Here is a 24,702-nt window from a genome sequence, read left to right as displayed (position 1 = left end):
CGCAGGCGATCAGCCCAAGCGCTGCAGTTGTTGACGAATTTTATCGAGCGTAGCCCCGAAGTCGGCGACGCGCTTTCTGGTTTCGTCCAGCACCGCTGGCGGTGCCTTGGCCACAAAGGCCTCGTTGCCCAGTTTGGCGTTGGCCTTGGTGATTTCGCCTTCCAGACGCGCGGCTTCTTTGGTCAGGCGAATTTTTTCGGCAGCCACATCCACTTCAATGAACAGGCACAAACGCGCTTCGCCCACCACGGCTACGGGAGCCGCTTGTGCGGCAGCGATCCATTCGGCCTCGGTGTCAAACACCTTGACTTCGCTCAGTTTGGCGAGTGACTGCAGCACGGGTGCCACGCTTTGCATGAAGGCGGTGTCGCCCAGCACATACATGGGCATGCGGGTGGCGGGCGAGACGTTCATCTCGCCGCGCAGGTTCCGGCAGGCGTCCACCAGGGTCTTGAGTTTGGCCACATGGGCCTCGGCGGCTTCGTCGATGCGCTCGGGCTGGCTCACGGGATAAGCCGCGATGCTGACCGAGTCGCCCGGACGGCCTGCGACCACCGACACCTTTTGCCAAAGCTCTTCGGTGATGAAGGGGATGATGGGGTGCGCCAGGCGCATGATGGTTTCGAGTGTGCGGATCAGGGTGCGGCGCGTTGCGCGTTTTTGCGCGTCGTCTCCGGTGTTGATCTGCACCTTGGCGATTTCCAGGTACCAGTCGCAGAACTCATTCCACACAAAGTCATAGATCGTGTTGGCCACGTTGTCGAGGCGGTATTCGGCAAAGCCTTTAGCCACGTCGGCTTCCACGCGCTGCAGTTGTGAGCTGATCCAGCGGTCGGCCTGGCTGAAGGCCAGGTAGCCGTGCACCGGGCCGCCCACTTCGCATTCGGCTTTGGTGTGTTCTTTCAGGCCGCAGTCTTGGCCTTCGCAGTTCATCAGTACAAAGCGGGTGGCGTTCCACAACTTGTTGCAGAAGTTGCGGTAGCCCTCGCAGCGCTTGCTGTCAAAGTTGATGCTGCGGCCCAGGCTGGCCAGTGCCGCAAAGGTGAAGCGCAGTGCGTCCGCGCCGTAGGCCGGGATGCCTTCAGGGAATTCTTTTTCGGTCTGCTTGCGCACCTTGGGCGCGGTCTCGGGCTTGCGCAGGCCTTGGGTGCGTTTTTCTAGCAGGGGTTCGAGCGTGATGCCGTCGATCAGGTCGACCGGGTCGAGCACGTTGCCTTCGGATTTGCTCATCTTCTTGCCTTGGGCGTCGAGCACCAGGCCGTGGATGTAGACGTGTTTGAAGGGGACTTTGCCGGTGAAGTGGGTGGTCATCATGATCATCCGGGCGACCCAGAAGAAGATGATGTCGTAGCCGGTGACCAGGACGCTGCTGGGGAGGTAGAGGTCGTAGTCGCTTGGGCTGTTGTTGGCGTTGGTTCCGCTGGCGAGCGTGTCGGACTCGGCCTTGCTCCCACTCGCTTCGCTCGCAATGTCGCTGCGTCCGAGCCCGGCACGCTCGCCAGCTGCGGCGTTGGGCCAGCCCATGGTTGAGAAGGGGACCAGTGCGCTGGAGTACCAAGTGTCCAGCACGTCTTCATCGCGCTTGAGCGTTTTGCCGGGGGCCTTGGCCTGCGCTTCGGCTTCGTTGCGTGCCACATAGACGTTGCCGTCTTCGTCGTACCAAGCGGGAATCTGGTGTCCCCACCACAGCTGGCGCGAGATGCACCAGTCCTGGATGTTGTTCATCCACTGGTTGTAGGTGTTGACCCAGTTCTCGGGCACAAAGCTCACCTGGCCGGACTGCACCGCATCGATGGCTTTTTGAGCAATGCTCTTGCCGGTGGCGTCGCCTTGGGCGACTTGGTTCATCGCCACAAACCATTGGTCGGTCAGCATGGGCTCGATCACTTGGCCGGTGCGAGCGCAGCGGGGCACCATGAGCTTGTGTTTTTTGACCTCGACCAAAGCGCCAGCGGCTTCGAGGTCGGCCACCACGGCTTTGCGGGCCACAAAGCGGTCCAGGCCCCGGTATTTCTCAGGCGCGTTGGCGTTGATCGTCGCGTCCAGGTTCAGCACGCAGATCATGTCCAGCTTGTGGCGCTGGCCGACCTGGTAGTCGTTGGTGTCGTGCGCCGGGGTGACCTTGACCACGCCCGTGCCAAAGTCCTTGTCCACGTACTCGTCGGCGATCACGGGAATGGTGCGGCCGCACAGGGGCAGGTTGACTTGCTTGCCAATCAGGTGTCTGTAGCGCTCGTCTTCGGGATGCACCATCACGGCCACGTCACCCAGCAAGGTTTCGGGGCGGGTGGTGGCGACGGTCAAGCTGCCGCTTCCATCGGCCAAGTCATAGCGGATGTGCCACATTGAGCCGTCTTCTTCGGCGCTTTCCACCTCCAGATCGGATACCGCGCTTTGCAGCACCGGGTCCCAGTTCACCAAGCGCTTGCCACGGTAAATCAGGCCTTGCTCGTACAGCTGCACAAAGGTTTCGGTCACGGTTTTGGACAGCTTGGGGTCCATCGTGAAGTACTCGCGGCTCCAGTCCACGCTGTCGCCCATGCGGCGCATCTGGCGGGTGATGGTGCTGCCCGACTCTTCTTTCCATTCCCAGACTTTGCTCACAAAGTTCTTGCGTGCTTCGGCAGGCGTGGGGCCCATGTCGTGGCGACTGATGCCTTGGGCCTGCAGCTGGCGCTCGACCACGATTTGCGTGGCAATGCCCGCATGGTCGGTGCCGGGAATCCAGGCGGTGTTGTGGCCCAGCATGCGGTGGTAGCGGGTCAGCGAGTCCATGATGGTCTGGTTGAACGCGTGGCCCATGTGCAATGTGCCGGTCACGTTGGGCGGGGGCAACTGGATGGCAAAAGCCGGAGCGCCTTCCTTAGGCGCTCGTGTGCCACGGAAGCCGGCAACGCCATAGCCACGCTTTTCCCACTCGGGGCCCCAGTGCGCTTCGAGGGCAGCAGGTTCGAACGATTTGGACAGGCTCTCAAGCCCGGGCTGGTGGACCGGGGTGGCGGGGGCGTTGCTCATGGCGGGGTTTTTTCCAAAAGAAAACGGCAGCTCAGAAGATGCCATGCAGGACCGTGTGCGGTCCCAAAAATCTGATTTTACCCAGCACATTCAGGTCCTATCCGCGAACCGTCAGGCCACGTCGTTCTCATGGAGCGCACTCGTACAACAGACGAGCTTTGGCGGGCCTGGTGCTTTGTTGATGTTTATCCATCACCTTAGTCAATAGCGCTGGCTAATCGGAGCTATTGGATCAATCTATTGGGCAGACTGGACAGTGCAGAGTTAACCTTTACCGTCTCTGGCGATCCTGCCAGAGCCATTCAACAAAACCCACAAGGAGATATCCATGGCAGCACTCAAAGGCTCGCGCACGGAGCAATGCCTGAAGGACGCTTTCGCAGGCGAATCCCAGGCCAACCGTCGCTATTTGTACTTCGCGAACAAAGCTGACGTTGAAGGTCAGAACGACGTGGCAGCCCTGTTCCGTTCCACCGCAGAAGGTGAAACAGGTCACGCCCATGGTCACCTGGAGTTCCTGGAGCAATCCGGCGACCCCGCAACCGGTCTGCCCATTGGCTCCACACGCCAGAACCTGGCTTCGGCTGTGGCGGGTGAAACCCACGAGTACACCGACATGTACCCCGGCATGGCCAAGACCGCACGCGAAGAAGGTTTTGACGAAATCGCCGACTGGTTCGAGACCCTGGCCAAGGCTGAGCGTTCGCACGCCAACCGTTACCAGAAGGCCCTGAACGAATTGGTGGATTGATTCCCCCATGACGTCACCCGCTGCCCCGCAAGGTGCAGCGGGTTTTTCTCAGGGCTCGGCTATAGAGTCTTCAGAAAAACCCTAAAAAAATCCCAAAGGAGCACAACATGGCCAAAGAAGGCAACCTCGAAGCCCCCACACGACATGCCCTCGGATGGGAGAACCCTGACTTCTACAACGAAGAAAAGTGCTTCGATGAGCTCGAGCGCATTTTTGACATCTGCCACGGTTGCCGCCGCTGTGTGAGCCTGTGCAATTCTTTCCCCACCTTGTTCGACCTGGTGGACGAAAGCAGCACCATGGAAGTCGACGGCGTCGACAAAAAAGACTACTGGAAAGTGGTGGACCAGTGCTTCATGTGTGACCTGTGCTACATGACCAAGTGCCCCTACACACCGCCGCACGAGTGGAATCTGGACTTCCCGCACACCATGCTGCGGGCCAAGGCCATCAAGTTCAAGAAGGGTGAAGTGGGCGCGGCCGAAAAGTTTTTGGCCTCGACCGACACGCATGGCTCGTTTGCAGGCATCCCGATCGTGGTGCAGGCGGTCAACGCCATCAACAAGACCGAAGCGGCCCGCAGCGTGATGGAAAGCGTGGCGGGCGTGGACAAGAACGCCTGGCTGCCTTCGCTGGCCACCAAAAAGTTCCGTTCCAGCGCCCCGGATGCCAAGGCGTCCAAAGTGGTGGATGGCGAAAAGACGCCCGGCAAGGTCGCCATCTATTCGACTTGCTACATCAACTACAACGAGCCCGGCATTGGCCACGATTTGCTCAAAATCCTGGACCACAACGAGATCCCGTACGTGCTGGTCGAGAAAGAAAAGTGCTGCGGCATGCCCAAGCTGGAGCTGGGTGATCTGGACTCGGTCAAGGCGTCCAAGGAAGCCAACATTCCGGTGCTGGCCAAGTACGCCAAGGACGGCTTCGCCATCATGGCGGCCGTGCCCAGTTGCGCCTTGATGTTCAAGCAGGAAATCCCGCTGATGTTCCCGGATTGCGCCGACACCCAGCTGGTCAAGGACGCGATGTGGGACCCGTTTGAGTACTTCATGGCCCGCAAGCGCGATGGCTTGCTCAAGACCGAATTCCCGCAAAAGCTGGGCAATGTGAGCTACCAGATCCCTTGCCATGGCCGGGTGCAGAACATCGGCCGCAAAACCGAAGAAATGCTCAAGATGATCCCGGACACCGAGATCAACACCATCGAGCGCTGCTCGGGCCATGCCGGCACCTACGGTGTGAAAAAAGGCTCACACGAGATGGCGATGAAGATCGGCAAACCGGTGTTCAAGGCCATGGCCACCATGAAGGATGGCTCCAAGCCAGACTTCATCAGCTCCGACTGCCCGCTGGGCGGCCACCACATTGCTCAGGGCTTTGAGGTCAATGGCCTGGGCGCGCCCGAACTGAACCACCCCTTGACCCTGGTGCGCAAAGCCTACGGTCTCAAATAAGGAACACTGCCATGCAACTGACCGGAAAAATCACGCCCGAGACCCTGATGTCTTTGGAGGCCTACACCAAGTGGCGCAAGGTCCACAAGCCCGAGGTGATCGCCCACCGCAAACTGCGCAGCGTGCAGCTGGGTGAGCACATCAACATGCAGTTCGAGAGCGAGACCACCATCCGCTATCAGATTCAGGAGATGCTGCGCATCGAAAAAGTCTTCGAAGAAGAAGGCATCCTGCAAGAGATCGAGGCCTACGCCCCGCTGGTGCCGGACGGCAGCAACTGGAAAGCGACCATGATGATCGAGTACGTCGACATCAACGAGCGCAAGCGCGAGTTGGCCAAACTGATCGGCGTGGAAGATCGCATGTTTGTCGAGGTCGAAGGCCATGGCCGGGTGTACGCCATTGCCGACGAAGACTTGGACCGCGAGACCGATGAAAAAACATCGGCCGTGCACTTTGTGCGTTTTGAGCTGACGCCTGTCATGTGCGCTGCTGTGAAAGCGGGTGCGGGTGTCAAGCTCGGCTGCGACCACACGCACTACCCCTCGCACATCGAAATCGCTGCCGATACCTTGGCCAGCTTGGCAGGTGATCTGAAATAAGCCGCACCGATCCGCCAACAAAAAAGCCGGAGCAGGCCCCATGGCCTGCTCCGGATTTTTGATGTCTGGCGCTCAGTCCAGCTTGATGTTGGCCGCCTTGATGGCTTGGGTCCAGTCGGCGATGTCGCGGTCCAGGATTTTGGTCATGTCGGCCGGGGCCACAAAGCGCACTTCGATGCCTGCTGCATCAGCGCGTTGCTTGCTCTCGGGCAGGTCCAGGCTCCGTTTCACAGCATCGGCCAACTGGTTCACAGCCGCAGCAGGCGTGCCCGCTGGGGCGTACAGGGCCACCCAGGATTCGAGGTCAAAGTTGGGGTAGCCGGCCTCCGCCATGGTGGGCACCTGTGGCATACCGGCGTGGCGTTTTTTACCAGTGACGGCCAGCGCTTTGAGCTTGCCGCCCTGGATGTGTTGCATCACGGAGGGTGGTGTTGTCATGAAGACCTGCACCTGGCCGCCCAGCACGTCAGCAATGGCCTGTCCGGAGCCTTTGTAAGGCACATGCACCAGGTTCACACCGGTTTGCTGCTTGAAGATTTCGGTGCCGATGTGCGAGACCGAGCCGTTGCCTTGCGAGGCGTAGTTCAGCTTGCCGGGGTTTTGTTTGGCGTAAGCAATGAACTCCTTCATGTTGTTCACTGGCACCGAGGGGTGCACCGCCACCACGTTGGTGGCCACGGTGATCAGGCCCACGGGCGTCAGGTCTTTCAGTTCCCACGGCAGTTTGCTCATCAGGATCGGGTTGGCGACGTGGTAGCCCGAGTAAGACACCAACAAAGTGTGGCCGTCTTTGGGCGCGCGGGCCACTTGTTGATAAGCCAGGTTGCCGCTGGCACCGCCCTTGTTTTCCACCACGATGGACTGGCCGATCAGGCGGCCCAGCGGCTCGGAGATCAGGCGGGCCGAAGTGTCGACCAAGCCGCCTGGCGGCACGGGCACGACCAGGGTGATGGGTTTGCTGGGGAAGGCCTGGGCCATCAAGGCCATGGGGGCGCACAAGCTGGCCACGGCCAGCAGTTTGGAAAATTGACGGCGAGTGTTCATATGTCTCTTTCTTTTTTGAGGGGGTGGAAATCAGCGCATGCCAATTTGGGCGTTGTTGAAAATGTTTTTGGCTTCGCGGGGCAAGCTGCGCCAGTACTGGTGTTGCGAGTCGACCGTGCCGCCCAAGGCCACAGCGGCTTCCCAGCCCCAGCGCGGCTTGTACAGGAAAGAGCGCGCCAGCGCCACCAGGTCAGCGTCGCCGCGCTGCAGCACGGCCTCGGCCTGGGCGGGCTCGGTGATCAGGCCCACCGCGATGGTGGTCAGGGCCGATGCTTCTTTGACCGCTTTGGCCAGGTGCACCTGGTACTCGGGGCCAATGGCAATTTTTTGCAGGGGCGAGACGCCGCCCGACGAGATGTGCACAAACTGCGCCCCGGCTTGCTTGAGCAGAGCGGACAGCTGCGCGGTTTCTTCCACCGTCCAGCCGCCATCGACCCAGTCTGTGCCCGAGATGCGCATGCCCAGTGTGCCGCCAAAGGCCTCGCGCACGGCTTTGAACACCTCCAGCGGAAAGCGGATGCGGTTTTCAAACGAGCCGCCATACGCGTCGGTGCGCTGGTTGGAAAGGGGCGACAAAAACTGGTGCAGCAAATAGCCGTGCGCGGCGTGCAGCTCCACCGCCTCGACGCCCAGTTCGTGGCTGCGCCGGGCTGTGTTCACAAAGTCGGCCTTGATTTGCGAGATGTCGGCCAAGCTCAGTGCGGTGGGCGCGGCTTCTTGCGGCAGGTGGGGCAGGGCGCTGGGCGCCACAGGCTGCCAGCCGCCGTCTTGTGGAGCGATCAGCATGCCGCCATCCCAAGGCGCGGCGCTCGAGGCCTTGCGGCCTGCGTGGCTGATCTGGATGCACACGGGCATGGCGGGGGCCAGGCGGCGGGCACGGTGCAGTTTGTCGGCCAGCGCCGCTTGGGTGGCGTCGTCCCACAGGCCCAGACACCCGGGGCTGATGCGGCCCACGGCCGACACGGCGGTGGCCTCGATGGTGAACAGGCCCGCGCCGCTGTTGAGCATGTTGGTCCAGTGCGTCAGGTGCCAGTCGGTGGCCTGGCCGTGGTCGGCCGAGTACTGGCACATGGGCGCGACCACGATGCGGTTGGGCAAGGTGAGCGGGCCGGAGGGGGCGTTGAAGGTGAAAGGCGTGAAAAGCAGGCTCATGGGGTGTCGAAAGGGTCAGGACCAAGGCGGGGAGCCCAACAGGCCGAATTGGCCAAACGGGTCAAACAGGGCGCGATCTTAGGCAAGGCTTGGATGCGGCCTTATCCGCTGTGCGACAACAGGCCCTGAGGCAGTGTGGGCTTTTTTCAAGAAAAAACGCCCCATCGGGACCATTCCTCGGGCAGCGGCGACACCAAACGCAGCAACTCCCCGCTCACCGGGTGGGGCAGTTCCAGACTTTCTGCATGCAGCCACAAGCGCTGCAGCCCAAGCAAACCCGCCACCGCCCGGTTGAGCGGCCCTTTGCCGTGCGTCGCGTCGCCGATGATGGGGTGGGCGATGTGCTTCATGTGGCGGCGCAACTGGTGGCGGCGGCCTGTGAGGGGCTGCAGGGCCACTTCGGCGCAGCGGGTACTGGCAAAGCCCTGCTGGGGCAGGGGCAGCTCGAAGCGGCGCAAGGTGGCAAAGCGGCTTTGGGCGGGCTGCACTTCCAGGCGCTCGGTGCGCATGTCGTCGGGCATGCGCTTTAAAGGGTGGTCGATCAGGTCTTCAGCCTGGGGCCAGCCACGCACCACAGCGCGGTAGGTTTTTTGCAGGCCATCGCCGCCTTCAAAGGCCTGGCCCAGCAGGCGGGCGGTTTCTGGGTTTAGCGCAAACAGCAGCACGCCGCTGGTGCCTTTGTCCAGGCGGTGCGCGGGCCAGACCGGGCGGCCGAGTTGGTCGCGCAGCATTTGCAGGGCAAACCGGGTTTCACCCGCGTCCAAACCGGTGCGATGCACCAGCAGGCCGGGCGGCTTGGTCACGGCTGCAAGATAATCGTCCAGGTAAAGGATGTTGAGCATGTTGTTCTTATTGTCACCCGCCAAATCTCTGGACTACGAAACCCCCGCCAACGCCGTGCCGCACACGCTGCCGCAGTTCGTGCCGCAATCGCAGGCCCTGATCGAGGTGCTGCGCCAGAAGTCGCCCCAGCAAATCGCCGAGTTGATGGACTTGTCGGACGCGCTGTCGGCGCTGAACGTGGCCCGCTACGAAGCCTGGAGCCCGAAGTTCACCGCCAAAAATTCCAAGCAGGCCGTGCTGGCCTTCAATGGCGATGTGTACGAGGGCCTGGACGCCAAGACACTGTCGCCGCAAGACCTGGATTGGGCGCAGGCCCATGTAGGCATTTTGAGTGGTTTGTACGGCGTGCTGCGCCCGCTGGACTGGATGCAACCCTACCGCCTGGAGATGGGCACCACGCTGCAGACCGACAAGGGCAGCAACCTCTACAAGTTTTGGGGGCCGCAGATTGCCGAGTACCTGAACGCGCAGCTGGCCAAGGACAAAACCCCGGTCATCGTGAACCTGGCTTCGCAGGAATACTTCAAGTCGGTGGACCTCAAAACCCTCAAAGCCCGGGTGATCGAGTGCGTGTTTGAGGACTTCAAGGGCGGCAAATACAAGATCATCAGCTTCAACGCCAAGCGGGCGCGTGGCTTGATGGCGCGGTATGCGATTCAAAACCGCATCAGCCACCCCGAAGGCTTGCTGGGCTTTGACCTGGAAGGCTATGCCTACGACCCGGCCGTGTCCGAGCCGGACCGATTGGTCTTTCGCAGAAAAGTGCAAGCATGAACACCCCCGAACAATCCCAGCTGGGCAAGTCCAGCGCCTATGCGGACCAGTACGACGCGAGCCTGCTGTTTCCCATCCCCCGCGCCACCAAGCGGGCCGAGATCGGCGTCACCGGGCAGCCCGTGTTTTTTGGGGCCGACCTGTGGACCGCGTTCGAACTGTCCTGGCTCAACCCCAAAGGCAAGCCGCAAGTGGCGCTGGCGCACATCACGGTGCCCGCTGAAAGCACACACATTGTGGAGAGCAAGTCCTTCAAGCTGTACCTGAACAGCTTCAACAACACGCGGCTGGAGAGCGCCGATGTGGTGCGCGACATGATCCGCCGCGACATCAGCGCGGCCATCTGGCACGGCGGCGCGGTGCAAGCCAGCGTGGGCGTGAAGCTGCTGCTGCAGGAGCAATTTGACGCCGAGCCCGTGCACGAGCTGGACGGCCTGAACCTGGACCGCATGGACATCGAATGCAGCCGCTACCAGCCTGCGCCCGACTTGCTCACGGCCAACCAAGACGAGCAGCCTGTCAGTGAAACCCTCGTCAGTCACCTGCTCAAAAGCAATTGTTTGGTGACAGGCCAGCCCGACTGGGGCAGCGTGCAGATCAGCTACAGCGGCCCGCAGATCGACCAGGCGGGGCTGCTGCAATACATCGTGAGCTTTAGAAACCACAACGAGTTCCATGAGCAATGCGTCGAGCGCATCTTCATGGACATCTGGACACGCTGCAAACCCACCAAGCTCACGGTGTACGCCCGCTACACCCGGCGCGGCGGGCTGGACATCAACCCCTGGCGCACCAGCGCACCGGGCGCATTGCCAGCCAATGTGCGCACGGCGCGGCAGTGAACGCATTCCCCGCGATTCCCAGGATGACCCCCACCACCCGCCGCGTGCTCCAGGCCCTTTTGTACGAGGCCATTGCCATCGCCGTGGTCGGTCCCGTGTTGAGCCTGGCCTTTGACAAGTCGCCCGCCTCCACCTTGGGCCTGGCGGTCGTGTTGTCGAGCATTGCACTGACGTGGAACTACGTCTTCAACTGGCTCTTTGAGCGCTGGGAGTCGCGCCAATCCGTGCGTGGCCGCTCTTTTGTCAGACGGCTGGCCCACGGGGCCGGTTTTGAAGGCGGTTTGGTGATCATTCTTTTGCCTGTCATGTCGCTGTGGCTCGACATTTCGCTCACCGCTGCCTTGGTGGCCAACCTGGGCTTGCTGGCCTTCTTTTTCTTCTATGCCATCGCGTTCACCTGGTGCTTCGACCGGGTCTTCGGATTGCCCGCTTCTGCCCAGGCGGGCGATTGATACCGACAGCGGTTGAGTCCCTGTCCCCTCCCATTCCCATCTCTTTTGGCCTATCAAGACTTCACCTCCACCGTGCATCTTTCTGTTCAAGACGAGTTACGCCATGTGCGTGCGCTCATGCAGCTGGAGCAACAGGAAGACCAGGCGCAGTTCAAGCTCAAAAACGCCAGTGCCAGCATCAAAGAGCGGCGTCGGCGTGGCCTGACCTGGTACCCCGTCACCATCACCCAGGAAGAGATTGGTTTTGGCGGCAAGGTGCTGCTGGAGTTGGAGCGCCCGGCGCATCGGCAAGACCTGCATTTGTTTCAGGTGGGGGCGGCTGCGGCGCTGTTCAGCAGTGCGCCCGGCTATTCGGGGCCTGATCGGCCCGTGGTGAGTGGCGTGGTGACCCGCGTGCGTCGCAACAAGCTGTTGCTGGCCACCACCAAAGAAGCGCTGCCCGACTGGGTGCTGGACGGCAGCACGCTGGGTGTTGACCTGACCTTTGACGAGGTCAGCTACCGCGAGATGAACCAGGCCCTGAGCGCGGTCATGGCCGCACACGGCAACCGCTTGGCCGAACTGCGCGACGTGCTGCTGGGCGTACAGCCCGCCCGCTTTCGCGAGCCCCAAGCCGACGACCTGTATTACCCCAGTGCGCTCAACGACTCGCAGCTGGCGGCGGTGCGCCATGTGGTCACGGCGCAAGACGTGGCCATCATCCACGGCCCGCCCGGCACCGGCAAAACCACCACGCTGGTGCAAGCCATTTTGGAAACCATTCGGCGCGAGCGGCGCGTGCTGGTGTGCGCCCCCTCGAATACCGCCGTGGACCTGCTGACCGAAAAGCTGGCCGAGCGCGGTGTGAATGTGATTCGCTTGGGCAACCCCAGCCGCGTGTCAGACCTATTGTTGAAGCACACGCTGGATGCCGGGGTGATGGCCCACGCCAGCTACGCCAAGATGCACGCGATGCGCCAAACCGCCGAGCAGCATCGCGAGACCGCTAGGGAACGCGTGCGTAACTTTGGCTTTGAAGAACGACAGCGCCGTCAGTGGCTGCGCGAAGAAGCCCGCACGTTGCGCCAAGCCGCCGACGATTTGGAGCGCTTCATGACCGAGGACGTGCTCGAATCGGTGCAGGTCATCACCTGCACGCTGGTGGGCGCCAGCCACCGCACCATTCGCCACCTGGGCTTTGAGACTGTCTTCATCGACGAAGCGGCCCAGGCCCTGGAGCCGGGTTGCTGGATTCCCATTACCAAGGGCCAGCGACTGGTTTTGGCGGGCGACCACCACCAGCTGCCGCCCACCGTGAAAAGCGAAAAAGCCGCCCGCGAAGGCCTGCGCGAAACCCTGTTTGAAAAGTGCATCCAGCGCCAACCGGACACGGCCCGCATGCTGAAGGTGCAATACCGCATGCACGCGCACATCATGGGCTTCAGCTCCGAGAAGTTTTATGGCGGCCAACTGGTGCCGCACCCCAGCGTGCGCGACGCTGACCTAGCCGCTTACGACCCGCGCTTCAATGCTCCGCGTTTTGCGCCCGACCTGCCCGTGGAATTCATCGACACGGCAGGCTGCGCTTATCAAGAACTGGCCATTCCTGAGAGCCGTTCAACCGCCAACCCCGAAGAAGCCCACTTGCTGCTGGAGCGCCTGGCGCAGCTGCTGGCCCAACTGTCGGAACCCGGCGAACCCACCGACCCAGACCAGCGCCCGCTGACCATCGGCGTGATTGCGCCATACCGCGCCCAAATCAACTATTTAAAAGACGCCATCGAAGACAGCGCTGTGCTGAACGACTTGCTGCTGCAACGCAGGCTCAGCGTGGGCACCGTCGATTCGTTTCAGGGCCAAGAGCGCGACATCATTGCCATCACCTTGACACGCAGCAACCCCCAAGGCGAGATCGGCTTCCTGTCTGACATCCGCCGCATGAACGTGGGTATGACCCGCGCACGGCGCAAGCTGCTGCTGGTGGGTGACTCGTCCACGCTTTGCAGGCATCCGTTTTTTGGGGAGTTACTGGCTTATGTCAAGGGCGTGGGGGGCTACCGCACGGCGGGTGCGATGGCCAAACAGAACTGAATCGGTGATGGCCATCGCAGCGATGAGGGCACGCGATTTTTTCTTGAACGGCTTGGGCTCGTCAACTGCGCAAACCTTCTAATACATTCACGGTGTTCACCCCAACCTCTGCCGCCGCATACCCGCCTTCAAAGGTCAGCACCGTCGGCAAGCCCAACTGCGCAATGGCTCGCCCTAGCTGCAAATAATCCGCACTGCGCAACTTGAAGCCCGAGATCGGGTCGCCCTCAAACGTATCTAGCCCCAGCGGCACCACCAGCGCTTGCGGTGCAAACTCGCTCACCGCCTGCATGGCGGTTTGCAGCGCGGCCCACCAAACTTCAAACCCGGTGCCGCGTGGCAGCGGCAGGTTCAGGTTGAAGCCCTCGCCAGCTCCCGCGCCGCGCTCGTCCGCATGGCCTAAAAAGAACGGGTATTCGGTGCGCGGATCGCCGTGGATGGATGCGGTGAACACATCGCTGCGCTCATAAAAGATGGTTTGTGTGCCATTGCCGTGGTGGTAGTCCACATCGAGCACGGCCACACGCTGCAGCCCGCCGTCACGCAGGGCTTGCGCGGCCACGGCGGCGTTGTTGATGAAGCAATAACCGCCCATGTAGTTGGGGCCCGCATGGTGGCCCGGTGGGCGGGTCAGGGCCAAGGCAAAGCGCTCGCCCGCCAGCACCGCCTGCGCAGCCGCCAGTGCACAGGCCGCGCCTTCGCGAGCGGCGGCCCAGCTGCCCGCCATCAAGGGCGTGCCAGAGTCAAAAGCGTATTGCCCCATCCGCGCCGCAAAGTTGTGCGGCGGCACATCGGTGCGAAAGCCGTGCTTTGACGCCAACGGCCAGACCGAGGGCAGGGCGTCTACCGCCGCATTGGCCGGGTCCATCGCCGCCCAGTCGCGCCAGGCATGGGCCAAAAAATCCAGATAGTCGGCGCTGTGCACTCGGCGCAAGGCCGCATCCAGCGGCAGGTCGGCTGCGGGCTGCAGCAACGTGCCGACAGGGCGCCGCGACAGTTCATCGAGCACATGCTCTAAGCGCTGTGGCACTTCGTGGCAATCGACCAGACGGCCTCGGAACATTTCCTGGCGGCCTGCGTGTTGGGCGTGGTGGGTGTTGTGGAAGATTTTCATAGGGGATGTTCAACCAAATTCCCGAAACCCCTTGAGCGCAGGCAAAGGCGCGAAGTTGGCTTCGCGTTTTTGCTGAAACGCGCTGATGGCCTCGCGCACATTGGCGTTGCTCCAGATCGCGCCTTGCAGCCAGCCCATGTGGCGCAGGCTGTCTTCGGTGCTGTGGTCGCGGGCGTAGTGCAGCACTTGCTTGGTGCCCCAGATGGCCACGGGTGGTTTGCTGGCAATCTCTTTAGCCGCTTGCAGGGCGGCGGCCACGGCGGCTTCGTGGGTGGGCAGCACGTCGTTGACCAGGCCGTGGGCCAGCGCTTTGTCGGCACTCAGGCGCCTGCCTGTGTAGGCCAGTTCTTTGACCAGCGCCATGGGCAGCAGCTTGGGCAGGCGCTGCAGCGTGCCCACGTCGGCCACCATGCCGATGTTGATTTCCTGGATGCAGAAGAACGCATCGGCCGAGGCGTAGCGCATGCAGCAGGCGGTGACCATGTCCACTGCGCCGCCAATGCAGCCGCCGTGGATGGCTGCGATCACCGGGATGCGCAGTTCTTCTAGCAGGGTGAAGGTGTGCTGCATGTCGGTCAGGAGGTCGTACACCGCCGAGCGGCCTTCGGCGCTGGTGTCGTCCATCTGGATGGCGCTGCCAAAGGTTTGCAGGTCCATGCCCGCGCTGAAGTGTTTGCCCGTACTGGAGATCACCAGCGCCCGGGCGGTGCCTGCTTTGTGGATGTCGGTCAGCACCTCGTGCAGCTCGCGCCAGAAGGTCGGGTGCATGGTGTTCATTGCCTCGGGGCGGTTCATCACCAGGTGGGCAATGTGGCCTTCAGTCGTCAAAGAAAAGCAGTTGAGTTTGTCCATGGTCATTCACTTGGGGGGGTGGGTTGGCAATGGCTTCACTGTAAGAGGCCCCCGGTGCGGGCACTGTCCCGGCCTTGACCAGTGAGCCCACCCGCACGCCCAGCAGTCGCAGGCGGCGTGACAGGTCCACGCGTTTGAGGCATTGGCCCGCCACCTGCCGGATGCGTTTGGCGTCGGCCGTGTATTCCGTCAGACTTTGGTCCCGCGTCACGGCCTGGAAGTTGTCATAGCGCAGCTTGATGCCGATGGTTTTGCCTTCGTAGCCTTTGCGCTGCAAATCGGCCGCTACCTGTTCGCAGAGCCGGGTGAAAACGGCCCCGAGTTCTTCGCGGTCGCGCACAGCGTGCAGGTCGCGCTCAAACGTGGTTTCGCGGCTCATGCTGACGGGTTCGCTCTCGGTCTCGACCGGGCGGTCGTCGCGGCCCCAGGCGGCCTCGTGCAGCCAGGCGCCGTAGCTTTTGCCAAAGTTATCCACCAGCCAAGGCAGCTCGCGTGCGGCCAGATCGCCGATGGTGTGGATGCCAAAGCCCTTGAGCTTTTCATCGGCCTTGGGGCCCACGCCGTTGATCTTGCGGCAGGCCAGCGGCCAGATCAGGGTTTGCAGATCGGCCTCGTGCACGATGGAGATGCCGTTGGGTTTGTTGAACTCGCTGGCCATCTTGGCGATCAGCTTGTTGGGCGCCACGCCAATCGAGCAGGTCAGGCCCGTCGCGTCAAAAATGCTTTTCTGAATCAGCCGGGCCAGCACGCGCCCGCCTTCGCGCTGGCCGCCGGGCACCTCGGTGAAGTCGATGTAGACCTCGTCCACGCCCCGGTCCTGCATGACGGGGGCGATGTCGGTGATGATGCTTTTGAAGGTGCGCGAGTAATGCCGGTAACGGTCAAAGTCCACGGGCAGCAGGATGGCTTGCGGGCAGAGCTTGGCCGCCTTCATCAGCCCCATGGCCGAGCCGATGCCAAACTGCCTGGCCGTATAGGTGGCGGTGGTGATCACGCCGCGCCCGGTGTAGCCTTCAATGCGCGGGAAAAAGTCCACCGGAATCCGGTCCAGCCGCTCGGCAAAGGTTTCTTCGGTCCACTCGCCATCGGGGTAGGCCGCCTGCAGCTTGCCCAGCAAGTCGTCTTCCTTGCGGCGGCCGCCGCCAATGACCACGGGCAAGCCCTTGAGCTGAGGGTAGCGCAGCAGCTCGCAGGACGCGTAAAACGCGTCCATATCGAGGTGGGCGATGCGGCGGGTCAGCGCGGTGGGGGGAACGGCTTCAGTCACCCTTGAAGCATAGCGCCAGCCGCAGGCCTCTCACGCGCAGCGAGAGGCCCAAGCGCTGCTTTTATGCCTTTGGAAATGTGCCGGGTAACAGGATATTTTGGTCCACGTTCTGAATGTTGGTGTGGCCGCAAAAGGCCATGGTCACGTCCAGCTCTTTGTGGATGATTTGCAGAGCCTTGGTCACGCCTTCTTCGCCCATGGCGCCCAGGCCATAGACCATGGCGCGGCCAATCATCACGCCCTTGGCGCCCAGCGCCCAGGCTTTCAAAACGTCTTGGCCGCTGCGGATGCCGCCGTCCATCCAGACTTCGATTTGGTCACCTACGGCCGCCACGATGGCGGGCAAGGCTTCGATGCTGCTGGGTGCGCCGTCGAGCTGGCGGCCGCCGTGGTTGCTCACCACAATCGCATCAGCGCCGCTGGCCACGGCCAGCTTGGCGTCTTCCACGTCCATGATGCCCTTCAAGATCAGCTTGCCGCCCCATTGCTTCTTGACCCAGGCGATGTCGTCCCAGTTGAGCGTGGGATCAAACTGCTCGTTGGTCCACGAGGCCAGCGACTTCATGTTGGTCACGGCTTTCACATGGCCGACCAGGTTGCCAAAGGTGTGGCGTTTGGTCCCAGCCATGCCCAGGCACCAGCGCGGCTTGGTCATCAGGTTGATGATGTTGGCAATCGTCGGGCGGGGGGGCGCAGTCAGCCCGTTTTTCAGGTCTTTGTGGCGCTGGCCAATCACCTGCAAGTCGAGGGTGAGCACCATGGCGCTCACCTTGGCAGCTTTGCAGCGGTCGATCATGCGGGCCATGGCCTCGCGGTCGCGCATCATGTAAAGCTGAAACCAAAACGGTGCTTGGGTGTGGGCGGCGATGTCTTCAATCGAGCAGATGCTCATGGTCGACAGCGTGAAGGGAATGCCGAACTTCTTGGCCGCCATGGCGGCGTGCATTTCGCCGTCGGCATGCTGCATGCCGGTCAGGCCCACAGGGGCGATGCACACGGGCATTTTGGTGTCGATGCCGACCATTTGGGTGGCCGTGGTGCGATTTTCCATGTTCACGGCCACGCGCTGGCGCAGCTTGATCTTGTGGAAGTCGCTTTCGTTGGCGCGGTAAGTGCCCTCGGTCCAGGAGCCGCTGTCGGCGTAGTCATAAAACATGCGCGGCACGCGCTTTTCGGCCAAAACGCGCAGGTCTTCGATGTTGGTGATCACGGGCATGAGGCAGTCTCCGAATGGGGTGTCAGTTTGAAAATTCAACGGACATCCTAGCCGCCAGGCGGCATTCGGGCTGTGAAACTTGGGACAGCTGCTTTGAAATTTCTTGGAGCGGCCGCCTTAGGGTGGCTTAACTGCTGCAGCTGACGCTGCCGCAGCCCGACATCGTCACGTTTTTGATGGCCGAGGGATCGGCCAGGGTTTCGGTCACGCTGTCAAAACCCACTGATTTGAGGTGTGCCGCCAGTCCAGCGTCCATGCTGTTGGCGTGGCCTGGAAACCATTCGGCCAGAGCTTCGGCCATGCGCGTGATGATGGTTTTGTCGCTGTCCAGGTAGTGGGCTTCGACCACGCGCATGGTTTCCAAAATGGTGGCGTGGTGCTCAGCGTGGCAATTGTCGGCCGAGAATCCGGTGGCCAGCATCCAGCGCTCTTCCTGCGCGAAATGCTCGACCGTGTGGTCCAGAAATGCCTTGTAAACGGGCAGTTGTTCGTCTTCGGGCGCAGCCAGAATCTGATTGATCATGTCCACAAATTCCTGGTGCGTTTCGTCCATTCGGCTGTCACCCGTATGGAGCGAATCGGTCCAGGCCATGCTGGACGGGGCAGACGGGGCGGCTGAATGAGCGGTGGCGGACATGGCAGAAACAACAAAAGATGGGGTTGCCACATTATGGCGTTATCCGTTTGTCCCATGTTGCGACGGGTGGGCTGGCTTCACGGCTCGGTGATTTGAAGATGCGCCACCCCATAAAGGGGGCCACCAGTCCAGGGGGCCATGCACATTTCGGCCCAACAAAATGCCCAACCATAGAGCTCGGCCACAGTGTGTTGGGCGATCACTTCCATGCGGGGATGCAGGTGCGCCACTTCCATGGCGTTGTGAGCGCCCCAGCGAAACTCTGCTCCTGTGCCTGACACGCTGGGCAAGGTGTTGGTGCGGCCAATAGCCAGGGGCGTCATGAAGTCGCAGACCAGCTGCGAGCCTTCGGGCGCGTTGTTGCCGATCTCTTGTAAAACCGCTTTGACTTGTGTGGGCGTCAGGTACATCAACACGCCTTCACACATGAGCAGCAAAGGTTGGCGCGATGCGCGTTCGCTCAGCCCCAAGGCTTGCCACCAGCCTGGTTGCGTCAGGTCTACGCAGCAGTCATGGGCTGTCGTTGAATGTGCTGGCAGCAACAAATGCCGAAGCGACACCACCCCCTCTAGATCCACATCCAGCCAGCGGTTGTGACCGTTGTTGAACCATTGAAAATAATCCGACAAACCGGCCCCCAGGTTGATGCCTTGCGAGTCGGGGTGGTGTTCGAAAAATGATTCTCCTAGACGCTTGAGCAATTGGGTCCGCCACAGCACACTGAGCATGGCGGACCGGTCTTGCAGCAAAGGGTCGAGGTCATGGCCTAATTTTTTCAACACATGCTGGGCCTGTGTGTCATCAGGATCCAGCCATGGGTACATCGAACCAGCGCATGCTCGCGCCACCAGTGGTATGAGCAAGGTTGTGGACACGGCATCCAACTTTACGATGTCGTTGGATTCTGTGGGGGGCTGCATGGCGGTCTCCTTCCGAGTAACTTTCCTTTTTAAAAGTGAGGCGCACGACTGGATCTGATGTGCATCAAACGCCGCTGTCTTAAGAGTCGGTGTACACCGGATGAAGCCCCAGCGGGCGGTCACACCGGGCGTTGGCCTGGTGCTGGCCTCAAACGGCCTGCCATGCCAGAGGGCATGCAAAACTCGCTAAGCTGTTGATGTGCATCAAGGGCGCGTCTGCAACCCGGTCTGGTGGTTCAAACCGCCGTATTCAACTGCCTCTCAAACGTCATGGATTCCGCTACACAAGTTCTTTTGGGCGCCTCGATCGGCGTGGCCGTCATGGGGCGGCGCACCGCGCTGTGGAAGTCGGCCCTGTGGGGCGGTGTAGCGGGCCTCCTGCCCGATCTGGATGTGCTGCTGGACCATGGTGATCCGATCCTGAACATGATCCGACACCGCGCCGAGACGCACGCCTTGCTGCTGCTGACCCTCTTTGCATTTCCCATGGCCTGGGGGGTGAGCCGCATCCACCGTCAACCGCAGCTCTATGGCCGTTGGTGGTGGGCGCTCATGCTGGCCCTCGTCACGCACCCCTTGCTGGATCTGATGACGATTTACGGCACCCAGGTGTTTCAGCCCTTCACCGACGAAGCCTATGGCCTGGGCAGCATGTTCATCATCGACCCGGTGTATTCGCTGCCCTTGCTGGCGGGCGTGGTGGCGGCGTTGCGCATCAAAACCGTGGGCCGGGCTTTGGCCATCAACGGCTGGGCCTTGGTCTTCAGCACCGCTTACCTGGCCTGGAGTGCGCTGGCGCAATGGGGTGTGACGCAACACGCCCGCCAATCTCTGGAAGCGCAAGGCCTGCCCAGCCAACAGTTGCTGGTCACGCCCGCACCCTTGAGCACTTTGGTGTGGCGTGTGGTGGCCCTCGATGGTGAGCGCTTGCACGAAGGCTTTTACGCGCTCATGGATGGCGGTCGACCCATTCGCTTTGTAGCGCACGCGCGTGGCGGCGCCTTGGCCGCCCAACACGCGGACCACCCGCAGCTGCAGCGTTTGGCCCGCTTCACCGACGGGTTTTTCAAAGTGCGGCAAGAGGGTGCACGCTTGGTCGTCACCGACCTGCGCATGGGCCAGGAGCCGGACTATGTGTTTTCTTTTGACATCGGTCCACCCCTGCAAGCGGGCCAAACCCACCCGGTGGCCGAGCAACGCAGCCGCCGCATGAACGTGGGCGAGGGCTTGCAATGGCTGGGGCAGCGCATGTCGGGGCGGGATGTGCCGCCCCCTGGGTCGGCAGGCGGCTGATGCACGCTGACGTGCAGCGGCTGGTGGTTCAGACCAGGCGAGCGCGGTGCCGTGCGATCTGCAAACGCACTTGCGCGGGCGCTGTGCCGCCCAGGGTGTTGCGGGCGTTCAGCGAGCCTTGCAGGCTGAGCGGTCCAAACACATCGGCTTCGATGCGCTTGTCGAACTTTTGCAGGGTTTCAAGTGGCAACTCGGACAAGTCCACACCCAGGCCTTGTGCGGTCTTGACCGCGTGGGCCACGACTTCGTGCGCGTCGCGGAAGGGCAAGCCTTTTTTTACCAAATAGTCGGCCAAGTCGGTGGCCGTGGCGTAGCCTTTTTTCACCGCCGCTTCCATGGCCTCGGCGTTGACGGTGATGCCACCTTCTTTGACGCCCGTGGCGGGGTTGACCTGGCCGCCCACCATCTCGCAGAAGATGCGCAGCGTGTCTTTGAGGGTGTCTACCGTGTCGAACAGCGGCTCCTTGTCTTCCTGGTTGTCCTTGTTGTAGGCCAGGGGCTGGCCTTTCATCAGGGTGATCAGACCCATCAGGTGGCCGACCACGCGGCCGGTCTTGCCGCGTGCGAGTTCGGGCACGTCGGGGTTTTTCTTCTGCGGCATGATGGACGATCCGGTGGTGAAACGGTCGGCAATGCGCACAAAGCCAAAGTTCTGGCTCATCCACAAAATCAACTCTTCCGAGAAGCGGCTGATGTGCACCATGCACAGGCTGGCAGCGGCGGTGAACTCGATCGCAAAGTCGCGGTCGCTCACGCCGTCCAGGCTGTTTTGGCTGACCTGTGGATGGCCGGCTTCATCGACCATGCCCAGGGTGCGGGCCACTCGTTCGCGGTCCAGCGGGTAGGTGGTGCCCGCCAAGGCGGCGCTGCCCAAGGGCAGGCGGTTGGTGCGGCGGCGCACGTCGCTCATGCGCTCAGCGTCGCGGGCAAACATTTCCACATAGGCCAGCAGGTGGTGCGCAAAGCTCACGGGCTGGGCCACCTGCAGGTGGGTGAAGCCGGGCAGGATGACTTCGACGTTTTGCTCGGCCACATCGACCAGCGACTTTTGCAGGTCTACCAGCAGGTCGATGATCAAATCCATCTCGCTGCGCAACCACAGGCGCACGTCGGTGGCCACTTGGTCATTGCGGCTGCGGCCGGTGTGCAGGCGCTTGCCGGCGTCGCCCACCAGCTGGGTCAGGCGCGCTTCGATGTTGAGGTGCACGTCTTCCAGGTCCAGCTTCCATTCAAAAGCACCAGACTCGATCTCTTGTGTGATCTGCGCCATGCCGCGCTGGATGTCGGCCAGGTCGCTGGCGCCAATGATGTTTTGCGCGGCCAGCATCTCGGCGTGGGCCAGTGAGCCTTGGATGTCGGCTTGCCACAGGCGCTTGTCAAAGAACACGCTGGCGGTGTAGCGCTTGACCAACTCGCTCATGGGTTCAGAAAAGAGCGCGGACCAGGCTTGGGATTTTGTGTCGAGTTGGTTTGTCATAGCCCCGGATTTTATCGGGCGGCCAATGGTCGCCCGAAACCTGTCCCTTAACCGGTATTCCGCAGCCCCGCCGCAATCCCGTTGATCGAGATGTGGATGCCGCGCTGAACGCGCTCGTCGGCCTTGCCCTCCCGATAGCGGCGGATCAGCTCCACTTGCAGGTGGTGCAGCGGGTCGATGTAGGGGAAGCGGTGGCGGATGGACCGGTCAAGTGCCGGGTTGCTGGCCAGGCGGTTTTTCTCGCCCGTGATTTGCGTGAGCGCATCGACCGTGCGGTGCCATTCGGCTTCGATGGCGGTGAAGATTTTTTTGCGCAGGCGGGCGTCGCCCACCAGTTCGGCGTAGCGCGAGGCCAGGGCCAAATCGCTCTTGGCCAGCACCATGTCCATGTTGGACAGCAGGGTGCGGAAAAACGGCCACTGGCGGTACATCTTTTGCAGCAGGGCCAGCGCGGCTTTGCGCTCGGCGGCGTCGGGCTTGTCCAAAAAAGCGGCCACCGCCGAGCCAAAGCCCAACCAGCCGGGCAAAGTCAGGCGGCATTGGCCCCAGCTGAAGCCCCAGGGGATGGCGCGCAGGTCCTCAATCTTTTCCAGCGCCTTGCGCGAGGCGGGGCGCGAGCCGATGTTCAGCTGGGTCAGTTCCTTGAGCGGGGTGGCCCCAAAAAAGTAGTCGGTGAAGCCGGGGGTGTCGTAGACCAGCGCGCGGTAAGCACCCATGCTGGCCTTGGAGAGCTCGGCCGCCGCATCCAGAAACGCCCGCGTGGCGGGTTTGGTCGGTTGCAGCAGCGTGGCTTCCAACGTGGCGGCGACCAGGGTTTCGAGGTTGCGGCGGCCGATCTCGGGGTTGGCGTATTTAGAGCCAATCACTTCGCCTTGTTCGGTCAGGCGGATTTGCCCGCGCACGGTGCCCGGCGGTTGGGCCAGGATGGCCTGGTAGCTCGGGCCGCCGCCCCGGCCCACGGTGCCGCCCCGGCCGTGGAACATGCGCAGGGTGATGCCATGGCTGCCTTGCAGCTTGTCAAACAGCTCGACCAGCGCGATCTCGGCGCGGTACAGCTCCCAATTGCTGGTGAAGATGCCGCCGTCCTTGTTGCTGTCGGAGTAGCCCAGCATGATGTCCTGCTCGCCGCCCGAGCGTGCGACCAGCGCGGCCACGCCGGGCAGGGCGTAGAAGTCGCGCATGATGGGCGCGGCGTTGCGCAGGTCTTCGATGGTTTCAAACAGGGGCACCACGATCAGGTCGTTGTGCGCTTGCGCGTCCAGCGTGCCGCGCAGCAGACCCACTTCTTTTTGCAGCAGCAGCACTTCCAGCAGGTCGCTCACGCTTTCGGTGTGGCTGATGATGTAGTGGCGAATCGATTGCCGACCGAAGCTGCGCAGCATGCGTTGCGCGGTCTCGAAGATGGCCAGCTCGGACACGGTGTGGGCGCTGTAGTCGGCCCCCGGCACACGCAGTGGGCGGGCGTCGTTCAACAAGCCCAGGAGCAGCGCTTGTTTGGCGTGTTCGTCGAGCTGGCGGTAGTTTTTCTCGATGCGGGCAGCCGTCAGCAGCTCGGCCACCACGGCTTCGTGCTGGTCCGAGCTTTGGCGCAAGTCCACCGTGGCCAGATGGAAGCCAAACACCTCGACGGCGCGGATCAGCGGGTGCAGACGCTGGGCGGCCAGGGCTTCGGCGTGGTGGCTGCACAGCGACGCCTCGATCACCCGCAGGTCGGCCAGAAACGCTTCGGCGCTGGCATAGGGGTTTTGTGGGGCCACCGCGTGGCGGGCGGCGTCGCCACCGGTCAGGTTCTTGAGTGTGGCCGCCAGCCGGGCGTATATGCCCGTGAGGGCGCGGCGGTAGGGCTCGTCCTGCCGATGCTCATTGGTATCAGGTGACTGCGCGGCCAGCGCCAGCATCTCGGGGCCAAAGGGCACCAGCATGGCCGACAGCGACAACTCGCTGCCCAGGTAATGCACCTCGGTCAGGTAGTGGCGCAGGGCCACGTCGCATTGGCGGGTCAGGGCGTGCTCCAGCGTCTGGGCGGTCACGTTGGGGTTGCCGTCACGGTCACCGCCAATCCACTGGCCCATGCGCAAAAAGCTGGCAATCGGCTGGCCGGGCAGGGCGTGTTCGAGTTCGGCATAGAGCTTGGGGATCTCGCGCAGGAAAGTGGCTTCGTAGTAGCTCAGCGCGTTTTCGATCTCGTCGGCCACGGTCAGTTTGGTGAAGCGCAGCAGGCGGGTTTGCCACAGCTGCATCACCCGGGCGCGGATTTGCAGCTCGTTGGCGGCCAGCTCTTTGGGGCTGAGCGCGTCTTTGGCGGCATTCACGGCGGCGGCACGGGCCTTGATGGCGTCGCGCTCGGTCAGCAGGTGAGCGATGTCGCGCTCGGCGTCCAGAATGCTTTGGCGCTGCACTTCGGTCGGGTGGGCGGTGAGCACGGGCGAGACATAGCTGGTGGCCAGCATGTCGGAGATGCTGCGCGGCGTGATGCCCGCCCAGCGCAGGCGCTGCAGCGCCACATCGATGCTGCCTTCTTGCGTGTGGCCCGCCCGCTCGTGGATGGCGCGGCGGCGAATGTGGTGGCGGTCTTCGGCCAGATTGGCCAGATGCGAGAAATAGGTGAAGGCACGGATCACGCTCACGGCGCGATCACCCGGCAGGCTTTTGAGCAGTTTTTTCAGGGCCTTGTCGGCTTCGTGGTCGGCGTCGCGCCGGAAGGCCACCGAGAGTTTACGGATCTGTTCGACCAGCTCGTAAGCCTCGGCGCCTTCCTGCACACGGATCACGTCGCCCAGGATGCGGCCCAGCAGGCGGATGTCTTCGACCAGGGGGCGTTCGCTGTCGCGTTTTTCCCGGGGGGTGCTGCTTGGAGCGGCTTTGGGGGGCAAGGCGTTGTCTGGTGCGGCCTGTTTCATCGTGTGCTCGGGGATCTGGAGGGG

General features: G+C 62.3%; 20 protein-coding genes. 8 read left to right on the top strand and 12 right to left on the bottom strand.

Features of this window, described 5'->3' with window-relative positions:
• Window positions 1-9: 9 nt before the first annotated feature.
• Window positions 10-3,015: a valine--tRNA ligase gene (locus tag ACHEXL_RS09910; RefSeq protein ID WP_416559199.1), complete on the bottom strand. Its 3,006-nt coding sequence runs from the start codon at window positions 3,013-3,015 to the stop codon at window positions 10-12.
• A gap of 328 nt (window positions 3,016-3,343) precedes the next feature.
• Between ACHEXL_RS09910 and ACHEXL_RS09905 the strand changes: the two genes are divergently transcribed.
• The 3 genes from ACHEXL_RS09905 (at window position 3,344) to ACHEXL_RS09895 (ending at window position 5,825) form a co-directional block, all read left to right on the top strand.
• Window positions 3,344-3,766, top strand: coding sequence for a rubrerythrin family protein (locus tag ACHEXL_RS09905; RefSeq protein ID WP_108426923.1), 423 nt, complete (start codon window positions 3,344-3,346; stop codon window positions 3,764-3,766).
• A gap of 107 nt (window positions 3,767-3,873) precedes the next feature.
• On the top strand, window positions 3,874-5,223 hold the full coding sequence (locus ACHEXL_RS09900; RefSeq protein ID WP_108426922.1) for a (Fe-S)-binding protein: 1,350 nt from the start codon (window positions 3,874-3,876) through the stop codon (window positions 5,221-5,223).
• Window positions 5,224-5,234: 11 nt separating this feature from the next.
• Window positions 5,235-5,825: a DUF3501 family protein gene (locus ACHEXL_RS09895; protein ID WP_416559197.1), complete on the top strand. Its 591-nt coding sequence runs from the start codon at window positions 5,235-5,237 to the stop codon at window positions 5,823-5,825.
• A 72-nt stretch (window positions 5,826-5,897) separates the two neighbouring features.
• Here the strand turns inward: ACHEXL_RS09895 and ACHEXL_RS09890 are convergent, their stop codons facing one another.
• The 3 genes from ACHEXL_RS09890 to ACHEXL_RS09880 all read right to left on the bottom strand — a co-directional run bounded on the left by ACHEXL_RS09890 (window position 5,898) and on the right by ACHEXL_RS09880 (window position 8,863).
• The gene (locus tag ACHEXL_RS09890; protein WP_416559195.1) at window positions 5,898-6,869 is read right to left on the bottom strand and encodes a Bug family tripartite tricarboxylate transporter substrate binding protein; all 972 of its coding nucleotides are present in this window, start codon (window positions 6,867-6,869) and stop codon (window positions 5,898-5,900) included.
• Between the two features lie 30 nt (window positions 6,870-6,899).
• Window positions 6,900-8,021 (bottom strand): NADH:flavin oxidoreductase/NADH oxidase, encoded by a 1,122-nt coding sequence (locus tag ACHEXL_RS09885; protein WP_416559193.1) that lies wholly within the window; start codon window positions 8,019-8,021, stop codon window positions 6,900-6,902.
• Between the two features lie 146 nt (window positions 8,022-8,167).
• On the bottom strand, window positions 8,168-8,863 hold the full coding sequence (locus tag ACHEXL_RS09880) for a pseudouridine synthase (RefSeq protein WP_416559191.1): 696 nt from the start codon (window positions 8,861-8,863) through the stop codon (window positions 8,168-8,170).
• Here ACHEXL_RS09880 and yaaA point away from each other — a divergent pair.
• The 4 genes from yaaA to ACHEXL_RS09860 all read left to right on the top strand — a co-directional run bounded on the left by yaaA (window position 8,862) and on the right by ACHEXL_RS09860 (window position 13,002).
• Window positions 8,862-9,638 (top strand): peroxide stress protein YaaA, encoded by a 777-nt coding sequence (gene yaaA, locus ACHEXL_RS09875; protein WP_416559189.1) that lies wholly within the window; start codon window positions 8,862-8,864, stop codon window positions 9,636-9,638. The genes ACHEXL_RS09880 and yaaA overlap by 2 nt on opposite strands.
• Window positions 9,635-10,480 (top strand): NADPH-dependent 7-cyano-7-deazaguanine reductase QueF, encoded by an 846-nt coding sequence (queF, locus tag ACHEXL_RS09870; RefSeq protein ID WP_416559187.1) that lies wholly within the window; start codon window positions 9,635-9,637, stop codon window positions 10,478-10,480. The genes yaaA and queF overlap by 4 nt, the downstream gene beginning before the upstream one ends.
• A gap of 23 nt (window positions 10,481-10,503) precedes the next feature.
• Window positions 10,504-10,932, top strand: coding sequence for a PACE efflux transporter (locus ACHEXL_RS09865; RefSeq protein WP_416559185.1), 429 nt, complete (start codon window positions 10,504-10,506; stop codon window positions 10,930-10,932).
• A gap of 72 nt (window positions 10,933-11,004) precedes the next feature.
• Window positions 11,005-13,002, top strand: a complete 1,998-nt coding sequence (locus tag ACHEXL_RS09860; protein ID WP_416559183.1) for an AAA domain-containing protein — start codon at window positions 11,005-11,007, stop codon at window positions 13,000-13,002.
• A 61-nt stretch (window positions 13,003-13,063) separates the two neighbouring features.
• Here ACHEXL_RS09860 and ACHEXL_RS09855 read toward each other — a convergent pair whose 3' ends face one another.
• The 6 genes from ACHEXL_RS09855 to ACHEXL_RS09830 form a co-directional block, all read right to left on the bottom strand.
• Window positions 13,064-14,116: a histone deacetylase family protein gene (locus ACHEXL_RS09855; RefSeq protein WP_416559181.1), complete on the bottom strand. Its 1,053-nt coding sequence runs from the start codon at window positions 14,114-14,116 to the stop codon at window positions 13,064-13,066.
• Between the two features lie 9 nt (window positions 14,117-14,125).
• The gene (locus ACHEXL_RS09850; protein WP_416559179.1) at window positions 14,126-14,968 is read right to left on the bottom strand and encodes an enoyl-CoA hydratase-related protein; all 843 of its coding nucleotides are present in this window, start codon (window positions 14,966-14,968) and stop codon (window positions 14,126-14,128) included.
• Window positions 14,934-16,181: a DNA polymerase IV gene (gene dinB / locus ACHEXL_RS09845; protein ID WP_416561337.1), complete on the bottom strand. Its 1,248-nt coding sequence runs from the start codon at window positions 16,179-16,181 to the stop codon at window positions 14,934-14,936. Before dinB ends, ACHEXL_RS09850 begins: the two co-directional genes overlap by 35 nt.
• A gap of 115 nt (window positions 16,182-16,296) precedes the next feature.
• Window positions 16,297-17,451 carry an alpha-hydroxy acid oxidase gene (locus ACHEXL_RS09840; RefSeq protein ID WP_416559177.1) on the bottom strand — a complete coding sequence of 385 codons (1,155 nt, stop codon included), beginning with the start codon at window positions 17,449-17,451 and terminating at the stop codon, window positions 16,297-16,299.
• A gap of 127 nt (window positions 17,452-17,578) precedes the next feature.
• Window positions 17,579-18,088: a bacteriohemerythrin gene (locus ACHEXL_RS09835; protein ID WP_416559175.1), complete on the bottom strand. Its 510-nt coding sequence runs from the start codon at window positions 18,086-18,088 to the stop codon at window positions 17,579-17,581.
• A 77-nt stretch (window positions 18,089-18,165) separates the two neighbouring features.
• A complete protein-coding gene (locus tag ACHEXL_RS09830; protein ID WP_416559173.1) occupies window positions 18,166-19,008 on the bottom strand; it encodes a class I SAM-dependent methyltransferase in 843 nt (280 codons plus the stop codon).
• Window positions 19,009-19,278: 270 nt separating this feature from the next.
• On the opposite strand from ACHEXL_RS09830, the gene ACHEXL_RS09825 reads away from it, so the two are divergent.
• Complete coding sequence (locus ACHEXL_RS09825) at window positions 19,279-20,301, top strand: metal-dependent hydrolase (protein WP_416559171.1); 1,023 nt, start codon at window positions 19,279-19,281, stop codon at window positions 20,299-20,301.
• A 28-nt stretch (window positions 20,302-20,329) separates the two neighbouring features.
• Here ACHEXL_RS09825 and argH read toward each other — a convergent pair whose 3' ends face one another.
• Both argH and ppc read right to left on the bottom strand, forming a co-directional pair.
• Entirely contained in the window at window positions 20,330-21,778 is a 1,449-nt protein-coding gene (gene argH / locus ACHEXL_RS09820; protein WP_416559169.1) for an argininosuccinate lyase, read from the bottom strand.
• 47 nt (window positions 21,779-21,825) lie between these two features.
• On the bottom strand, window positions 21,826-24,678 hold the full coding sequence (ppc, locus tag ACHEXL_RS09815; protein WP_416559167.1) for a phosphoenolpyruvate carboxylase: 2,853 nt from the start codon (window positions 24,676-24,678) through the stop codon (window positions 21,826-21,828).
• Window positions 24,679-24,702: the final 24 nt, after the last annotated feature.

This window comes from Limnohabitans sp. YIMB22184 (assembly GCF_048020265.1).
GTDB lineage: Bacteria > Pseudomonadota > Gammaproteobacteria > Burkholderiales > Burkholderiaceae_C > Limnohabitans_A.
This window is presented reverse-complemented; position numbering and strand designations above follow the sequence as displayed.

What these genes read in the sequence shown, in the direction of transcription:
- ACHEXL_RS09910 (WP_416559199.1), bottom strand. Translation starts at nt 3,015, where the DNA reads ATGAGCAACGCCCCCGCCACCCCGGTCCACCAGCCCGGGCTTGAGAGC.
- ACHEXL_RS09905 (WP_108426923.1), top strand. Translation starts at nt 3,344, where the DNA reads ATGGCAGCACTCAAAGGCTCGCGCACGGAGCAATGCCTGAAGGACGCT.
- ACHEXL_RS09900 (WP_108426922.1), top strand. Translation starts at nt 3,874, where the DNA reads ATGGCCAAAGAAGGCAACCTCGAAGCCCCCACACGACATGCCCTCGGA.
- ACHEXL_RS09895 (WP_416559197.1), top strand. Translation starts at nt 5,235, where the DNA reads ATGCAACTGACCGGAAAAATCACGCCCGAGACCCTGATGTCTTTGGAG.
- ACHEXL_RS09890 (WP_416559195.1), bottom strand. Translation starts at nt 6,869, where the DNA reads ATGAACACTCGCCGTCAATTTTCCAAACTGCTGGCCGTGGCCAGCTTG.
- ACHEXL_RS09885 (WP_416559193.1), bottom strand. Translation starts at nt 8,021, where the DNA reads ATGAGCCTGCTTTTCACGCCTTTCACCTTCAACGCCCCCTCCGGCCCG.
- yaaA (WP_416559189.1), top strand. Translation starts at nt 8,862, where the DNA reads ATGTTGTTCTTATTGTCACCCGCCAAATCTCTGGACTACGAAACCCCC.
- ACHEXL_RS09880 (WP_416559191.1), bottom strand. Translation starts at nt 8,863, where the DNA reads ATGCTCAACATCCTTTACCTGGACGATTATCTTGCAGCCGTGACCAAG.
- queF (WP_416559187.1), top strand. Translation starts at nt 9,635, where the DNA reads ATGAACACCCCCGAACAATCCCAGCTGGGCAAGTCCAGCGCCTATGCG.
- ACHEXL_RS09865 (WP_416559185.1), top strand. Translation starts at nt 10,504, where the DNA reads ATGACCCCCACCACCCGCCGCGTGCTCCAGGCCCTTTTGTACGAGGCC.
- ACHEXL_RS09855 (WP_416559181.1), bottom strand. Translation starts at nt 14,116, where the DNA reads ATGAAAATCTTCCACAACACCCACCACGCCCAACACGCAGGCCGCCAG.
- ACHEXL_RS09850 (WP_416559179.1), bottom strand. Translation starts at nt 14,968, where the DNA reads ATGGACAAACTCAACTGCTTTTCTTTGACGACTGAAGGCCACATTGCC.
- dinB (WP_416561337.1), bottom strand. Translation starts at nt 16,181, where the DNA reads ATGGACGCGTTTTACGCGTCCTGCGAGCTGCTGCGCTACCCTCAGCTC.
- ACHEXL_RS09840 (WP_416559177.1), bottom strand. Translation starts at nt 17,451, where the DNA reads ATGCCCGTGATCACCAACATCGAAGACCTGCGCGTTTTGGCCGAAAAG.
- ACHEXL_RS09835 (WP_416559175.1), bottom strand. Translation starts at nt 18,088, where the DNA reads ATGTCCGCCACCGCTCATTCAGCCGCCCCGTCTGCCCCGTCCAGCATG.
- ACHEXL_RS09830 (WP_416559173.1), bottom strand. Translation starts at nt 19,008, where the DNA reads ATGCAGCCCCCCACAGAATCCAACGACATCGTAAAGTTGGATGCCGTG.
- ACHEXL_RS09825 (WP_416559171.1), top strand. Translation starts at nt 19,279, where the DNA reads ATGGATTCCGCTACACAAGTTCTTTTGGGCGCCTCGATCGGCGTGGCC.
- argH (WP_416559169.1), bottom strand. Translation starts at nt 21,778, where the DNA reads ATGACAAACCAACTCGACACAAAATCCCAAGCCTGGTCCGCGCTCTTT.
- ppc (WP_416559167.1), bottom strand. Translation starts at nt 24,678, where the DNA reads ATGAAACAGGCCGCACCAGACAACGCCTTGCCCCCCAAAGCCGCTCCA.